The sequence below is a fragment of the Streptomyces boninensis genome, assembly GCF_048572725.1.
In the GTDB taxonomy this organism is placed as follows: Bacteria; Actinomycetota; Actinomycetes; order Streptomycetales; family Streptomycetaceae; genus Streptomyces; species Streptomyces boninensis.
In genome coordinates, this window is sequence record NZ_CP183837.1 from 4139285 (window position 1) to 4153220 (window position 13936).

Sequence of the window (13936 nt, forward strand, 5' to 3'; positions counted from 1 at the left end):
CAAGTCACCGACGGCGGCAAATGGCGCGGCGGCCGCGCCGTACCGGTGTTGTATGCGGTTTGAAAGGTACGGCCTCGAAGCTGCTCCCATGGACAACGACAAGCTCGAAGCCGCTCCCCTGGGCAACGAGAAGATGGCCGACAGCCGCGACATGATCGGCGCGCACGACGCCCTGCGGCGGGAGTTCGCCGCTCTGCCCGCCCTGATCACCGGCGTGCCGGCGGGTGACGCGGACGGCACCGCCGTAGTCGCCGGGCACGTCCTGATGATGGTCGACTTCCTGCACGCCCATCACACCAGCGAGGACGACCATGTGTGGCCCCGGCTGCGGAAGCGTTGCCCCGACGACGTCGGGCCGCTCATCGAGACGATGGACCGGCAGCACGCCTTCATCGACGACGAGTTGAAAGCGCTCGCCGCGGGCGGCCGGCGTTGGCAGGAATCCCCCGACGCCGCCAACCGGGATGCCGTCGCCACCGTTGCGAAAGGTCTGTTGCCATCGCTGTACGAGCATCTGACGCTGGAGGAGGAGCAGATCCTGCCGCTCATAGATCGCCACCTGACCGAACGCGAGTGGAAGGCGACCGTCGAGGCGTCCCTCAGCAAGGTGACCTTCGCGCGGCGCCTGCTGATGCTGGGCATGGCCCTGCACGGAGCGAGCGAGGAGCAGGCCCAACTCCTGCGCGCCGCCGTCCCCGCCCCCGTCTGGCACGCCGGCCGCCCACTCGGAACCCGCCTCTACCGCACCCGCCGCAAGCGCCTGGCCGCCGCGAGCCGGGGTGCAGCTCTCTGATCCTCGACCGCTCGCTCACGCGCGCCGCGGCCCGTACGCACCTTCAAGGACTGCGCGCCGCGCCCACTCCTTGAAGGAGGTGAGCGGGATGCCGAGGTCGGTGGCGTACTGCGGGCGGGCGGGCTGGCCGACGGCGTTCAGCCAGTGGTGCGAGAGGCCCATGGGGGGCATGCCGGCGGCGAAGGCTTCCGCTTCGGTCATGTCGGGCGCGGGGAGGTCGGCGCCGAGTTCGTACGAGAGGACGCCGGCGATCTCGCGCATGGACAAGTAGTCGCTGGCGAGCTCGAGTTCGACGCGGTCGAAGCGTTCCGGTGCGGCGATGGCTGCCGCGGCGGCCGCGCCGATGTCGTCCGCCGCGACGAGGGAGAGGCGGGTCTCGGGGCGGAGGACGGTGACGAGGCCGCCCTCGATGCCGCGGGGGAAGAGGTAGGCGGAGTCGGGGAGGAAGTTCTCCATGAAGAAGCCCGGCTTGAGCAGCGTCCAGCGTCGGAAGCCGGCCTCGCGGACCCGGTCCTGAAGTGCGGCCTTGGCGCTGAGGGAGGGCTCCAACATCGCCCAGCGCCCTTCGGCCCAGCCGGGCGATTCGGTGTGCTGCCCGGCGCCGGATGCGGAGGTGTGCACGAAGTGCTGCACGCCGGCGGCCTTCGCACCCTCGATGAGATTGACGCCCTGGGCCACCTCCCCGTCGAAGTCGGGGGCGTCCCCGCTCATGTCGGGCATCTGCACGGAGAAGACGGCGCGGGCGCCCTCGGCGGCGCGGATCACGGAGTCGCGGTCGTGCAGATCGCCGACGACCAGCTCGACACCGCCGAGCGCCTCGATGGCCTTGGCCCGGTCGGAGGCGGGGTCGCGGACGAGGGCGCGGACGCGGGTGCCGGCGGCGCGCAGGGCGCGGGCGGTGGCGCCGCCTTGCTTGCCGGTGGCGCCGGTGACCAGGACGGGGGCGGGGGCGGGTGCGGCTTGCTCGGACATGCTTCTCCATTCGCAGACGCTAAACGGCGGGGCCCGCCACTTAGCCTTCGGTTACGATATGGCGGGGCCCGCCGCTTAGCAAACCTGGAGGTGAGGCGGACCATGCCAGAACCCGCACCCGCACCCGCACCCGACCGTCAGCGCGCGGACGCCCGCCGCAACTACGCCCGCATCCTCGCGGTGGCCGAGTCGGAGGTGGCCACCCACGGCGCCGAAGCGTCCCTGGAACAGATCGCCCGCACGGCGGGCGTCGGCTCGGCGACCGTACGGCGCCATTTCCCCACCCGCCACGCGCTCCTGGAGGCCGTCTCCCGGCAACGCATCGAGGCCCTGTGCACCCGCGCCCGCGACCTGACCGCCGAGCCGGACAGCGGCAAGGCCCTCCGCGAGTGGCTGGACGAGGTCGTCACGTACTGCGTCACAGCCCGCGGCCTGGCAACCGCCCTGGCCTACGACACCGCCGCGACCCCAGCACACGAGAACAGCTGCTCAGCAGCCCTCGAAGACGCGGCGGCCCCGCTCCTGCACCGCGCCCAGCAGCACGGCACAGCGGCAGAAGGCATCACGGTCGCGGACTTGATCACCCTGATCGTCGGCATCACCCTGGCCACGGAACAAACCCCCGACCCCGCCACCCGCGCGCAGCGACTGTTCCACCTGGCCCTCACGGGACTCGCCCCGGGCTGACCCGACGGCCGCCGCCTGCCGCCGCCGGCTCGCTAGCATCCGGCGCATGCCCATCAAACTCGAGAACGTCGGCATCACCGTTCGCGACCTTGAAGCAGCGATCTCCTTCTTCACCGACCTCGGACTCACGGTCCTCGGCCGCGACACGGTCAGCGGCGAGTGGACCGAAACGGCCGTCGGCCTGGACGGCAACCACGCCAACATCGCGATGCTCCAGACCCCGGACGGCCAAGGCCGCCTGGAGCTCTTCGAGTACATCCACCCAGCGGCATCCTCGTCATGCTCGCCGAGGACCTGAAGAAGGCCTGACCGAACTGTTCACAGGTTTTCGAGGTAGAAGCCGGTGAGCCGGTCGACGGCGGCGTCGACGTACTCGGGCACGTCGTACATCTCGTAGTGTCCGGCGCCGTCGATCACCATGAGGTCGACGGGGTTGGGGGCCATCTTCCACAGCCGCATTCCGGCGTCGTAGGTGCCGGTGTTGCCGATGCGTCCGGCGAGGATGACCTGGAGTGGCTGAGTCATGAGCTGGTCGACCAGGTGGAACGCGTCGTAGCCCAGCAGGAGGGAATCGCTGCGCGAGAGGCGGCGGTTGGTGGAGCGATCGTTGTAGCCGCGTTCGGTGCGGTAGTAGGTGATGGCCTGGGTGGTGTCGATATCGGTCAGACCGGCTGCTGCGGCGTCCTCCAGGGTGTCGGGCATCCAGTTCACCCGGGTCATCCCGCCCGAGCGGGCCTCTGCGGTACGCGTATCGGCGAGAGCATCGAGTGCGGCGGCCGGGCCGTCGGGCTGGAAGCTGCGGAACGAGGTGCCCATATTGCCGGGGACGACCGTGCCGACGGCCTTGATGCGGTGGTCGGTGCGGGCGGTGTGCACGGCGTAGCCGCCGCCGGCGCAGATGCCGAGGACGCCGATGCGCTGCGGGTCGATGCCGGGGGTCGTGGCGAGTGCGTCGATGGCGTAGGAGATGTCCTCGCCGCGGCGGTAAGGATCTTCGAGGTCGCGGGGCTCGCCGCCGCTCTGCCCCTGGTGGGCGGGGTCGAAGACGAGCGCCGCGATTCCGCGGGCGGCGAGGCGGGAGGCGTAGTTGGCGCCGATCTGCTCCTTCACGCTGCTGCCGGGGGTGGAGAGCACTACGGCGCGCAATGGCGCGATGGCGTTGGCGCTGTCGGCGTTATCGGGCAGGTAGAGGTCGGCGGCAAGCTCGATGGGACCGCGCGGGATCGCGAGGTGCTGAATCATGTCTGGCGCCCTTCGCGAGGCTATTGTTCCGTTCCGTAGACACCCAGTACGAAACCGTTACTAGTACATCTCTAAACTAATACAGAATCGTACCACTCGTCTGGAAGGGGCCCGCATGACCGTCGACGGGGCACAGCTGTGGACGCTGAACCAGCGGCTGCTGAGCGTCGTGATGGATGCCTGCACGGTGGAGCTGGCCGATCTCGGGCTGGAGACGAAGGAGTTCTTCGTCCTGGCCGAAGTGGAAGCCTCGCCGTACCCGGCCGAGATCGCGGCAGCCCTGCTGCTGCCCAAAGCGAGCGTGACGGTCTACGTCCGCAACCTGGTCGCCAAGGGCTTCATCCGCCGCGAGATCGACGACGCGGACCTCCGACGCCACCGTCTCGTACTGACCACCGAAGGCACAGAGGCGCGAGCCCGCGCCCTCACGGCCCTCGCGGCGGAGTACGACCGCAGACTGGCAAGGATCACCCCCCAGGACCGCACCGAGCTGCAGCGCATCCTCCAGGAGCTGCTCACCTAAGTGCCCCCGGCAGCAGGCCATCGGCGACACGGCTGTCGATTAGCGCCACGCCCGTTCGTCGGGTGGGTAACCGAGGGCCGAGCCTGGCCCGGACGACAGGAGGATCCGAGATGCCGAAGTACCTGGTTCTGATCTACGGCGACCAGCAGCGGTGGAACACCATGACGGCCGTGGAGAGCAAGCAGATCGACGAGGGCCACCGGGACTTCGTCGCGAAGGCGGGCGCGGCGATTCTCGCGTCCGGGCAGCTGGACACGGCCGACAAGGCCGCGACCGTTCGCGCAGGGTCGGACGAACGTCCGTTGATCACTGACGGCCCATTCCTGGAGACAAAGGAGGTCGTCGGCGGCTTCTACCTGCTGGAGGCCGCCAGTCTCACGGAGGCGACAGACCTGGCCGGCGCCCTCGCGGAGGCCTCGCACGACCACAGCGGCATCGAGGTCCGCCCTCTCGTGAACCACAACTGAGGGCGGACCTCCCCCTGCCCGTTTGTCATGTCGGGCCTTGCATGGGTCCGTCGCCGTACAACGCGCTGATATCGACGAGGAGAACGTCGCGGCGTCGCTTGGCGGCGTCCAGGACATCGGGGTGGAAGCCGTGCAGGGAGAACAGGGCGAGGGCCGCACCTTCGGGCCGGTGCCCCTGGTCGGCGAGGAGGGCGCGAATGCGTTCGAGGCGCTGGAGGTCCTTCAGCCCGCGTGGCTGGATGGTCGCCTTGGCCTCACCGATCAGGGTGATGGCCGACCTGGGGCTTTGCGGGCGCTCGCCGGGGGCCAGGGCGAGCAGGTCGACCTCGTGCTTGGTCCGGGCGGCCGGGTCGGCGATCTCCGCAGCGCCTACGGAGCCGAGTGACAGCCCGGTCTCGTCGGTGGCGAACGAGCGGGCCCATTCGCGCGCGGTCTCCTCGAAGTGCGGGCCGAGGATCTTCGAGTGGTACGTCGGCCGGGACGACTGCCACACCTGGGCGCCGCGCCGCCGTTCCGCCAGGTCCGCCATGGGCAGGGTGATCAGCTGGTTGAAGCGGATCACCGGGTCCGCCACGCTGATGGCCGGGTGCCGCGTCTTGAGCAGGTCCTGTTCCTTGCGGACGTAGCCGGTGGACTCCAGGAGCTCCAGTGGAGCGACCATGGCGGAGCGGGACCGTTCCAGCACCGAGCCGACCTTGGCCGGGGTCGAGGCGCCCCTGGCCACGGCGGACAGTACGTCGTAGTACAGCGTGCGGTGGGTGATCCGCGGGTCCTCGCGCAGCAGGAACTCCGCCTCCACCCGCGAATACAGCGCCCGCCCGGGGTCCAGCAGGGTTCGCTCCACCCACGGGCCGAACTCCGTCTCGCCCTGCGGCGCCGGCCCCGCGGCCAGCGGCCGGTAGCCGGGAGCGCCACCGAGCACTGCGTCGACCTGCAGCGCGACCGCCGGGTCCGCGATCCCCCAGTGCTCGCGGGCGGTGCGGTAGTCGAAGGCCGGGAGGCGCAGGTCGAGGACGGCCCGGCCGCGCAGCGGCTTGGTGCCGGACAGGAGCTCGGACATCACGCTCATCGCTGAGCCGCACAGCACGATCCGGCCACCGGGCGCCTTGCCCGACTGGGACTGGTCGTACAGCAGCTGCAGGAACCCGGGGATCTCCGGGGAGTGCTGCAGAAGGTACGGCAGCTCATCGATGACGATCAGCGGTGCGCCCGGCGCCCGGCCCGCCACCTCCAGCGCGGCGGTCAGCACGTCCCGCCAGTCGTCCAGGCGCATCGCTCCGGGCCGCACCCCCGCGTGCGCGGCGATCGCCTCGGTGAACCGACGCAGTGCGGGCACCCGGCCCTCCTCCTGCACCGCGGTCAGATACAGCCCGCCCACCGCTTCGGTCAGCGCCTCCAGGAGGAACGACTTCCCGTTGCGCCGCCGCCCCGAGACGATGGCAAGGCGCAGCTCCGGTGCCGGATCGGCGAGAAAGCCGGTCAGCAGGGCCCACTCGTGATCGCGGTCGAGGAGCCGCCCTGGCTTGGCGATCTGTTCACCCATAGCCACTCCGAAACTGTTCAGATCAACCTGCACGAAATCAGTACTGGTCAGCCTAACTCTGCATGTGCCGAGCGCGCCAGCCAGGTGCCCTTGCTGCTCGGATGCGCCCCGAACCAAGGAAGGCTTGCTTCGGGACAGCGTGGGCATCGCCCACGACGTATGAGTACAGGCCGCGGGACGTGACCTGACGCCCCCGAGTGCGACGGCCCATGTGACCTGTACCGCCCAGGCGGCTACTAGCCCCGCGCACTCGTGCCGCCCCGGAAGGCCATGACGAGAAGCGACGTCGACGCGAGCCCCTCGCCACGTCAGCGGCGAGGAAGGCCAAGCACTGGCACACCGCCAGGCGGCGGTGATGCTTGAGGTGATGGCGTGAATCGCCGAGCAGCGGCGCAAGCAAAGCGCCTCAACGGCGCCTAGGCGAGACTGATTTCGTGCGCTCCGCGCCCATTCCTGATCGACGTAGCTGGTCCAGGGAGGGCACGAACCTGCGGCCAACAAGCAATCCCGGCTTTGACCCGCCCGAACAGCTCTGCCCTGGACTTCCTCGCACCCGCGGCACAAGCACCGCTTCCCGGGCTGCTTCCCACACGCACCCCAAGAGCATCGGGGAAGAGTAAGCGGCCCGCTGACCTGCACAGTCAGCGCGCCGCGAAGGGTGCCCCCGGCAGGATTCGAACCTGCGACACCCGCTTTAGGAGAGCGGTGCTCTATCCCCTGAGCTACGGAGGCGGAGATCGCCACTGCGGGCGGCCTCTGACAGGGTAGCGGATCGTGACTGGGTGGCGGGGTGGGGTCGGGCTGGGGGGGTTGCACCTGGTCGCGTGCCTCGTGACGCTGCTGCGGGGGCGCGCGCCCTCACCGCTGGCGCCCCGCCATGCTGCTAAGCCCTACGAAGTCGTTCGTCACATTGCCCACCCTGTGGGGATCGTTGACCAGGTCGAGGATTCGCTCCGGCCGTTCGGATCGCCGGGGGGCGCTCTCGCGGGTCCCCGCGTGGGCGTGCGGTCAGGACCGTGCTGGTTTCCTCGTACCAGTCCATGCTGCGGGCCACGAGCACGTTTCCGGCGCCTGGGACGCCCTTCGACGACCACGTTATGGGGCTTCGATCGGGTGCTCCACCTCCCCCAGGGCGTCCAGGATCTGCTGGCCGTACTTGGCCAGCTTGCTTTCGCCGACGCCGTTCACCGCGGAGAGCTCTTCCATGGATGTGGGGGGTGCGGCGGCGATCTCGCGGAGGGTGGCGTCGTGGAAGATGACGTAGGCCGGGACGCCCTGTGCCTTTGCTGTGGCGCCGCGCCAGGCGCGGAGGGCTTCGAAGAGCGGGATGGCGGTCTCGGGGAGTTCGGCGGCCGCGGCTGCCTTGCCGCCTGCGCTCTTGCGCGACGAAGTCGTCCGGGCCGGCTTTTCCGGCTCCTTGCGCATGGGGACCTCGCGGTGGCCGCCGAGCACCTCGCCGCTGGTGTCGGTGAGCACCAGCGTGCCGTAGTCACCCTCGACGGCGAGCAGGCTCTGCGCCAGCAACTGCCGTACCACCCCGCGCCATTCGCTCTCGCGCAGGTCCGCGCCGATGCCGAAGACGCTCAGCCCGTCGTGGTCGAACTGGACCACCTTCGCCGTCTTCTTCCCGAGCAGGATGTCGATGATCTGCCCCGCCCCGAACTTCTGCCGCCGCTCCCGCTGCAGCCGCACCACCGTGGACAGCAGCTTCTGCGCCGCGATCGTGCCGTCCCAGGTGGCGGGCGGGGCGAGGCAGGTGTCGCAATTGCCGCAGGGGGCCGAGCCGCGCTGGCCGAAATAGTCCAGCAGCCGCACCCGGCGGCACTGCACCGTCTCGCACAGCGCCAGCATCGCGTCGAGGTGCATGCCGAGGCGGCGGCGGTGCTCCTCATTGCCCTCGGAGGTGTCGATCATTTTGCGCTGCTGCACCACGTCCTGCAGCCCGTACGCCAGCCAGGCCGTGGCCGGCAGGCCGTCGCGCCCCGCGCGGCCGGTCTCCTGGTAGTAGCCCTCTACGGACTTCGGGAGGTCGAGGTGGGCGACGAAGCGGACGTCGGGCTTGTCGATTCCCATGCCGAAGGCGATCGTTGCTACGACGATCAGGCCCTCCTCCCGGAGGAAGCGCGACTGGTGCGCGGCGCGCATGCCGCCGTCGAGACCCGCGTGATACGGGACCGCCTCGATGCCATTGCGGACCAGGAATTCCGCCGTCTTCTCCACCGAGGCCCGGGACAGGCAGTACACAATCCCGGCATCCCCGTCGTGCTCCTCGCGGATGAGCTTCAGCAGCTGCTTCTTCGGGTCGGCCTTGGGCACGATCCGGTACTGGATGTTGGGGCGGTCGAAGCTCGCCACGAAGTGGCGCACGCGGCCGTCCGGGCCCGGCTCCAGGGCGAGGCGGCCGGCGATCTCGGCGTGGGTCGTCTCCGTGGCCGTCGCGGTCAGGGCGATGCGGGGGACGTCCGGCCAGCGGGCGTGCAGCTCCGACAGGGCCAGATAGTCGGGGCGGAAATCATGGCCCCACTGCGCCACGCAGTGCGCCTCGTCGATCGCGAAGAGCGCGATCTTGCCGCGGTCCAGCAGCTCGACCGTCCCCTGCAGGCGCAGCCGCTCCGGCGCCAGATACAGCAGGTCGAGCTCGCCCCGCAGAAATTCCTGCTCGACCAGGCGGCGCTCGTCCGGATCCTGCGTGGAGTTCAGGAATCCGGCCCGCACGCCCGCTGCCCGCAGCGCGTCCACCTGGTCCTGCATCAGCGCAATCAGCGGCGAGATGACCACGCCCGTGCCCGGCCTGACCAGCGCCGGGATCTGATAGCACAGCGACTTGCCGCCGCCGGTGGGCATCAGCACCAGGGCGTCTCCGCCGCCGACGACATGCTCGATGATCTCCTGCTGCTCGCCCCGGAACGCGTCATAGCCGAAGACACGCTGCAGCACCTCGGCCGCCTCGCTCGGCGTCTGTGCGGGGGCGGCCGCGGTGGTTTCCGGGATCAGTTCAGAAGTCATGCGGGCAACTCTAGGAGAGCTCCAAGATCACCCGCTCCGGCCTGTGGATAACTCGGCCTCGGGCGGTGGCAGCCCTTGACGTAATGCGGCGGTAGCCCTTGACGTAAAGCAGTTGACCAGGCATGCCCGCCCGTGCTGATCATGCCGCATGCCGCAGCTGACTCAGCCCGCGATACCGCCCGGCACCCTCACCGCCACCCCGCAGCCCGTCATACCCATCCCAGGCGACGGGGGTCTCCACCTCCGCCCCTGGCGCGACTCCGACTCCGCCGCCGTCCTCGCCGCCTACCAGGACGAGGCGATCACCCGCTGGCACGCCCGCCGCCTCGACTCCGCGGACGAGGCCGCCGCGATCATCAAGATCTGGCGCGACGGCTGGGCCGCCGAGACCGCCGCCCAGTGGGCGATCGCCCGCACCGCCGACGACGCCTGCCTCGGCCGCATGGCCCTGCGCCAGTTGGACCTGCACGAGGGCGTCGCCGAGATCGGCTACTGGGTCGCCCCCACGGCCCGCGGCGCCGCCGTCGCCCCACGCGCCCTCACCGCCATGACCGCCTGGGCCCTCACCACCGGCTTCCACCGCCTGGACCTGCACCACTCCACGGCCAACGCCCCCTCCTGCCGCGTAGCAGAAAAGTGCGGCTACCCCCTGGAGAGCACCCGCCGCAGCTCGGCCCTCCACGCCGACGGCTGGCACGACATGCACGTACACGCCCGCCTCCAGGACGCCCCCTAGGCTGGCCCGCATGCTGCGCATCGGGATTCCTGTCATCGGAGTTACGGACCTTCCCCGCGCCGTGGCCTTCTGGACCCAGGCCCTCGACCTCGTCGCCACCGAGGAATGGGCGAGCGAGGAATGGCGCACCCTGCACCACGCCGACGGCTCCGGCCGCGCCCTCGGCCTGCAGCGCAGCGAGTCGCCGCCGGAGCCGTATCCCCGCCTCCACCTGGACCTCTTCACCGATACGGCCGAGGAGCAGGAGGCCGAGGTCCAGCGGCTGACCGGGCTCGGGGCGCGGAAGGTCGACTGGGACCGCTATCCACCCGAGCCCGACTTCGTCGTACTCGCCGACCCGGACGACAACATCTTCTGCGTCGTCGACCTCAGCAACGCACCCAGCGGCGGCAGCCGGCCCGCGCCCTGACCCGCCCCGAGGCTGTTACGACTCGCGCCTACGCATGCGCGCCCACCGTCACCTCGCCGACCGTGAGCTCGGGGCGCGCCTCCAGGATCTCGCCCACTCGCTCCACCTGGGCCGCGAGCTCGCGCTGCCGGGAAGCAGTGAGGCGCTGCAGCGGCTCCACCGTGACGTGCAGCCGGCGGCCGGAGCGGCGCTGGTGCCAGACGCCGGCGGCGGTGCCGTCGATGAGCAGCACGGGGTAGTTGCCCGCCTGGCCGCCCGCCAGCGCCCGCTCGTACGCGCGGCCGGGAAAGAGCAGGTCGCGCGGCTGCCCCGCGATGACGTAGGCATCGAAGTACGGCAGCAGCCGCACCCCGCTCGGCGGCTCGTCCGGCACGTCGGTGTCCCCGGCGACGATCCAACCGGGCGCCCCCTCCACGACCACCTCCTCGATCGCCCCTTCCCCCGCCAGCCGCTCGAACTGCGCGCCGGCCCAACCCACCGGCGCCGCCAGCCACTTCGCGAAGTGCTGCGGTGTGGCCGGGCCGTAAGCCCGCAGGTATCGGTCCACCAGCGCCGCCACCGCCTCCGCCCCCGCCTGCGGCGCAAAGCCCGGCAGCCAGCGATGCGGATTGGTGTACGTGACCTTGCGGCCGCGGTTCGCGCCGAAGCACAGCGCTCCCCGGTGCGCGGCCAACGCCGTAGCCGCACGCCAGCGTGGCCACTTCGTCTGGAAGGCCTCCATCACCGGGTCCGCCGCCCACGACCCGGCCCGCTCGGCGACCGCCTCCGTCAGCTCGTCGACGGTCAGCTCGGCGTCCGCCAGCGCGTCGGCGATCGCCGCCACGACCTCCTCCGCCTGGCCAGGGGTGAGCAGCGCGCCCGTCACACCGCCGCCGCCATTGCCGGACCCGGTCGGCAGCGCGGACAGGGCGCCGGTCCACAGCGGCAGGTCCGCCGTGGGCAGCAGGTGTACGGTGCCGCGCGGCCCGTACGTCTTGACGACGGTGCGTTCGCGCCACAGCGCGTCCCGTACGGCCTCCCGCGTCGCCCCCTCGATCCGCATCGCCACCGACAGCTCGGCGGCCGACAGCACCTGCGCATGCGCCCCGCACATCGCCGCGGCCACGCCGGCCACCCCACCAGCACCGGCCGCCGTGGCCGCCCCCGTCGCCGCCGCCTTCACCGGCTCCGCCAATCCCGCCCGCGCCAGCCGCCGCGCGCTGACCTGCTCCCACGTCATCATCCGTAGCTGCCTCATATCGCCGTACCCTAGGGCAGTTTGAGGACAGGTTTGGTCCTCAGTGCCGCTGCTGCCGTATACCACCAACCTGCCCGACCAGCGCCGTTTCCCGGAGAAAAGCCTGGGCAAGCCTTCTGCGCAGGAGACTCACCCACACAGGACAAGGGGCGCCCAGGTGCCGGGAAACGCAGGCAACGCGAGCGACGCAAGCAGTGCGGGCAACGCAAGCAGTGCGGGAACCAGCAGGCCCCACGGGCAGGGCAACCTCCCGACCGAGGCCACCAGCTTCGTCGGCCGCACGGCCGAACTCGCCGAACTGGGGCGGCTGCTCACCGGCTACCGCCTGGTCACGCTCACCGGCGTCGGCGGGGTGGGTAAGTCCCGCCTGGCCCTGCACGCGGGCGCCCGAGCGCAGGCCGACGAGGCCGAGGAGGCGTTCAGAGATGGTGTGTGGCTGGTCGAACTCTCGCCGCTGCAGGATTCCACGCTGCTCGCACACACCGTCGCGGGTGCGCTGCGGCTCTCCGACGCGACCGCCCGCCCGGCTCTGGAGGTGCTCGGCGAGTGGCTGGCGGACAAGGCGCTGCTGCTGATCCTCGATACGTGCGAGCACCTCCTCGACGGCTGCACCCGGCTCGTCGAGTCCCTCCTCTCCGTCGCCCCCGGCCTGCGCGTGCTCGCCACCAGCCGGCAGCCGCTCGGCATCGCGGGCGAGCGGGTGCTCGCCGTACCGCCGCTGCCCACCGAGAAAGACGCCGCGGCCGTACGCCTCTTCACCGACCGCGCCGCCGCCGCCTCGCCCGGCTTCGTACTCCCCGCCGGCGACCGGCAGGCCGTCGCCGCCGTCACCGCCCTCTGCCGCGACCTCGACGGCCTGCCGCTGGCCATCGAGCTGGCCGCCGGCCAGCTGCACGCGATGTCCCTGGAGCAGCTCACCGACCGGCTGCGCGTCCGCTTCGACACCCTCACCCCGCTCGGCCGCCCCCGCCCCGCGCTGCCCCGGCACCAGACCATGCGCACCACCATCGGCTGGAGCCACGAGCTGTGCACCCCGCTGGAGCGGCTGCTGTGGGCGCGGCTCTCGGTCTTCGCGGGCGGCTTCGACGAGGAGGCGGCCCAGCTGGTGTGCGCCGGCGGCCCGCTGGCGGACAAGGAGATACCGGCGGTGCTACGCGGCCTGGTCGACAAATCCGTAGTGCAGCCGGACCAGGAAGGCCCACGCGGCCCGCGCTACCGCCTCCTCGACACGATCCGCGAGTACGGCACCCGCTGGCTGCGCGAGCTCGACGAGTACCACACGCTCCAGCGCCGCCACCGCGACCACTTCCTCGCCGCCACCGTCACCGCCGGGGACGAGTGGACGTCCGCCGCCCAGATCCAGTGGTACGGGCGCATGACCACCGACCACGCCAACCTCCGCGCCGCCCTCGACTTCTGCCTCACCGAGCCCGACCACAGCGCCCTGGAGCTGGCCGGCGGCCTGTGGTTCTTCTGGTTCGCCTGCGGCTACCCGAGCGAGGGCCGCAGCTATCTGGAACGCGCCCTGGCCCGCGACCCCGCCCCCACCCCCGAGCGCGCCCAGGCGCTGTGGGCCTGCGCCCTCGTCACCTTCAGCCAGGGCGAAGGCCCGGCCGCCGAGGAGTACGCCAACGAGAGCCTCGACCTCGCCCGCCACCTCGGCGACCCGGCGGCGATCGCCCGCGCCGGGCACAGCCTCGCCGCCAGCCGCACGGTCCAGGGCAAGCAGGAGGCGGCGGCGCGGGCGCTCGACCAGATCCCGTACGTCCCGGGGCTGACCGGCAGCGCCGAGGCGTCCCGGCTGCTGGCGCAGGCGACGCGGGGCTTTGTGCACGTCAACAGCGGCGAGTTCGACCAGGCCGCCGAGGTCGCCGACACCCTGCGGACCGAGTGCATGGTGCTGGGCGACCGCTGGTGCCGGGCGTACGCGGACTACGTCCGGGCCCTCGCCGACCTGGCCAGGGGCCTGATCGACTCGGCCGTGGAGTACGCCCGCGAGTCGCTGCGCTCCCGCCGCCTGCTCCACGACACCTTCGGCATCGCGATGAACCTCGACCTGCTCGCCTCCGCGGCCGCCGCGGCCGGCGACGGCGCCCGGGCCGGGCGGCTGCTCGGGGTCGGGCAGCGGGTGTGGCTCACCTTCGGCCTGGCCCAGCTCGGCATGCCGGAGCTGGCCGCGGCCCGCGCGGAGTGCGAGCGGCAGGCGCGGGCGACCACCGGCGACCGGGCGTACGAGGCGGCCTTCGCGGCCGGTCTCGATACGGATATGGCCGCCGGGATGGCATTCGCGCTGGGCGACTAGCGGCTCCAGGTACCGTCCG

12 protein-coding genes, 1 tRNA gene and 1 pseudogene are annotated in these 13936 nt (G+C 71.4%); 8 read left to right on the forward strand and 6 right to left on the reverse strand.

From position 1 onward, the window contains the following. The first annotated feature begins 88 nt into the window (after positions 1 to 88). Positions 89 to 793 (forward strand): hemerythrin domain-containing protein, encoded by a 705-nt coding sequence (locus tag ACNNMR_RS18720; protein ID WP_419995774.1) that lies wholly within the window; start codon positions 89 to 91, stop codon positions 791 to 793. 15 nt (positions 794 to 808) lie between these two features. On the opposite strand, the gene ACNNMR_RS18725 is transcribed toward ACNNMR_RS18720, so the two are convergent. Further along, on the reverse strand, positions 809 to 1765 hold the full coding sequence (locus tag ACNNMR_RS18725; RefSeq protein ID WP_419995775.1) for an NmrA family NAD(P)-binding protein: 957 nt from the start codon (positions 1763 to 1765) through the stop codon (positions 809 to 811). Positions 1766 to 1867: 102 nt separating this feature from the next. Here ACNNMR_RS18725 and ACNNMR_RS18730 point away from each other — a divergent pair, with 102 nt between their 5' ends. Then, positions 1868 to 2452: a TetR/AcrR family transcriptional regulator gene (locus tag ACNNMR_RS18730; RefSeq protein ID WP_419995776.1), complete on the forward strand. Its 585-nt coding sequence runs from the start codon at positions 1868 to 1870 to the stop codon at positions 2450 to 2452. Positions 2453 to 2498: 46 nt separating this feature from the next. Then, positions 2499 to 2732: pseudogene (locus ACNNMR_RS18735) on the forward strand (VOC family protein); the annotation flags it as partial. A gap of 38 nt (positions 2733 to 2770) precedes the next feature. On the opposite strand, the gene ACNNMR_RS18740 reads toward ACNNMR_RS18735, so the two are convergent. After that, positions 2771 to 3694: an alpha/beta hydrolase gene (locus ACNNMR_RS18740; RefSeq protein WP_419995777.1), complete on the reverse strand. Its 924-nt coding sequence runs from the start codon at positions 3692 to 3694 to the stop codon at positions 2771 to 2773. A gap of 115 nt (positions 3695 to 3809) precedes the next feature. Between ACNNMR_RS18740 and ACNNMR_RS18745 the strand changes: the two genes are divergently transcribed. Together ACNNMR_RS18745 and ACNNMR_RS18750 are read left to right on the forward strand one after the other, a co-directional pair. Beyond that, complete coding sequence (locus ACNNMR_RS18745) at positions 3810 to 4217, forward strand: MarR family winged helix-turn-helix transcriptional regulator (RefSeq protein ID WP_419995778.1); 408 nt, start codon at positions 3810 to 3812, stop codon at positions 4215 to 4217. A 110-nt stretch (positions 4218 to 4327) separates the two neighbouring features. Further along, positions 4328 to 4684, forward strand: coding sequence for a YciI family protein (locus ACNNMR_RS18750; protein ID WP_419995779.1), 357 nt, complete (start codon positions 4328 to 4330; stop codon positions 4682 to 4684). A 25-nt stretch (positions 4685 to 4709) separates the two neighbouring features. On the opposite strand, the gene ACNNMR_RS18755 is transcribed toward ACNNMR_RS18750, so the two are convergent. From ACNNMR_RS18755 to recQ, 3 genes are all read right to left on the reverse strand, one after another. Beyond that, positions 4710 to 6227 (reverse strand): AAA family ATPase, encoded by a 1518-nt coding sequence (locus ACNNMR_RS18755; RefSeq protein WP_419995780.1) that lies wholly within the window; start codon positions 6225 to 6227, stop codon positions 4710 to 4712. A gap of 659 nt (positions 6228 to 6886) precedes the next feature. Beyond that, positions 6887 to 6959, reverse strand: a tRNA-Arg gene (locus tag ACNNMR_RS18760). A gap of 363 nt (positions 6960 to 7322) precedes the next feature. Further along, positions 7323 to 9233 (reverse strand): DNA helicase RecQ, encoded by a 1911-nt coding sequence (gene recQ / locus ACNNMR_RS18765; RefSeq protein WP_419995781.1) that lies wholly within the window; start codon positions 9231 to 9233, stop codon positions 7323 to 7325. 148 nt (positions 9234 to 9381) lie between these two features. Here recQ and ACNNMR_RS18770 point away from each other — a divergent pair, with 148 nt between their 5' ends. Both ACNNMR_RS18770 and ACNNMR_RS18775 read left to right on the forward strand, forming a co-directional pair. Continuing rightward, positions 9382 to 9969, forward strand: coding sequence for a GNAT family N-acetyltransferase (locus tag ACNNMR_RS18770; RefSeq protein ID WP_419995782.1), 588 nt, complete (start codon positions 9382 to 9384; stop codon positions 9967 to 9969). Between the two features lie 10 nt (positions 9970 to 9979). Continuing rightward, the gene (locus tag ACNNMR_RS18775; protein WP_419995783.1) at positions 9980 to 10378 is read left to right on the forward strand and encodes a VOC family protein; all 399 of its coding nucleotides are present in this window, start codon (positions 9980 to 9982) and stop codon (positions 10376 to 10378) included. Positions 10379 to 10406: 28 nt separating this feature from the next. Here the strand turns inward: ACNNMR_RS18775 and ACNNMR_RS18780 are convergent, their stop codons facing one another. Next, on the reverse strand, positions 10407 to 11615 hold the full coding sequence (locus ACNNMR_RS18780; RefSeq protein ID WP_419995784.1) for a winged helix DNA-binding domain-containing protein: 1209 nt from the start codon (positions 11613 to 11615) through the stop codon (positions 10407 to 10409). Positions 11616 to 11772: 157 nt separating this feature from the next. Here ACNNMR_RS18780 and ACNNMR_RS18785 point away from each other — a divergent pair, with 157 nt between their 5' ends. Further along, entirely contained in the window at positions 11773 to 13917 is a 2145-nt protein-coding gene (locus ACNNMR_RS18785; RefSeq protein WP_419995785.1) for an ATP-binding protein, read from the forward strand. The last annotated feature ends 19 nt before the right edge of the window (positions 13918 to 13936 follow it).

Coding starts and splice junctions, on each gene's coding strand:
- ACNNMR_RS18720 (WP_419995774.1), top strand. CDS start 89: ATGGACAACGACAAGCTCGAAGCCGCTCCCCTGGGCAACGAGAAGATG.
- ACNNMR_RS18725 (WP_419995775.1), bottom strand. CDS start 1,765: ATGTCCGAGCAAGCCGCACCCGCCCCCGCCCCCGTCCTGGTCACCGGC.
- ACNNMR_RS18730 (WP_419995776.1), top strand. CDS start 1,868: ATGCCAGAACCCGCACCCGCACCCGCACCCGACCGTCAGCGCGCGGAC.
- ACNNMR_RS18740 (WP_419995777.1), bottom strand. CDS start 3,694: ATGATTCAGCACCTCGCGATCCCGCGCGGTCCCATCGAGCTTGCCGCC.
- ACNNMR_RS18745 (WP_419995778.1), top strand. CDS start 3,810: ATGACCGTCGACGGGGCACAGCTGTGGACGCTGAACCAGCGGCTGCTG.
- ACNNMR_RS18750 (WP_419995779.1), top strand. CDS start 4,328: ATGCCGAAGTACCTGGTTCTGATCTACGGCGACCAGCAGCGGTGGAAC.
- ACNNMR_RS18755 (WP_419995780.1), bottom strand. CDS start 6,227: ATGGGTGAACAGATCGCCAAGCCAGGGCGGCTCCTCGACCGCGATCAC.
- recQ (WP_419995781.1), bottom strand. CDS start 9,233: ATGACTTCTGAACTGATCCCGGAAACCACCGCGGCCGCCCCCGCACAG.
- ACNNMR_RS18770 (WP_419995782.1), top strand. CDS start 9,382: ATGCCGCAGCTGACTCAGCCCGCGATACCGCCCGGCACCCTCACCGCC.
- ACNNMR_RS18775 (WP_419995783.1), top strand. CDS start 9,980: ATGCTGCGCATCGGGATTCCTGTCATCGGAGTTACGGACCTTCCCCGC.
- ACNNMR_RS18780 (WP_419995784.1), bottom strand. CDS start 11,615: ATGAGGCAGCTACGGATGATGACGTGGGAGCAGGTCAGCGCGCGGCGG.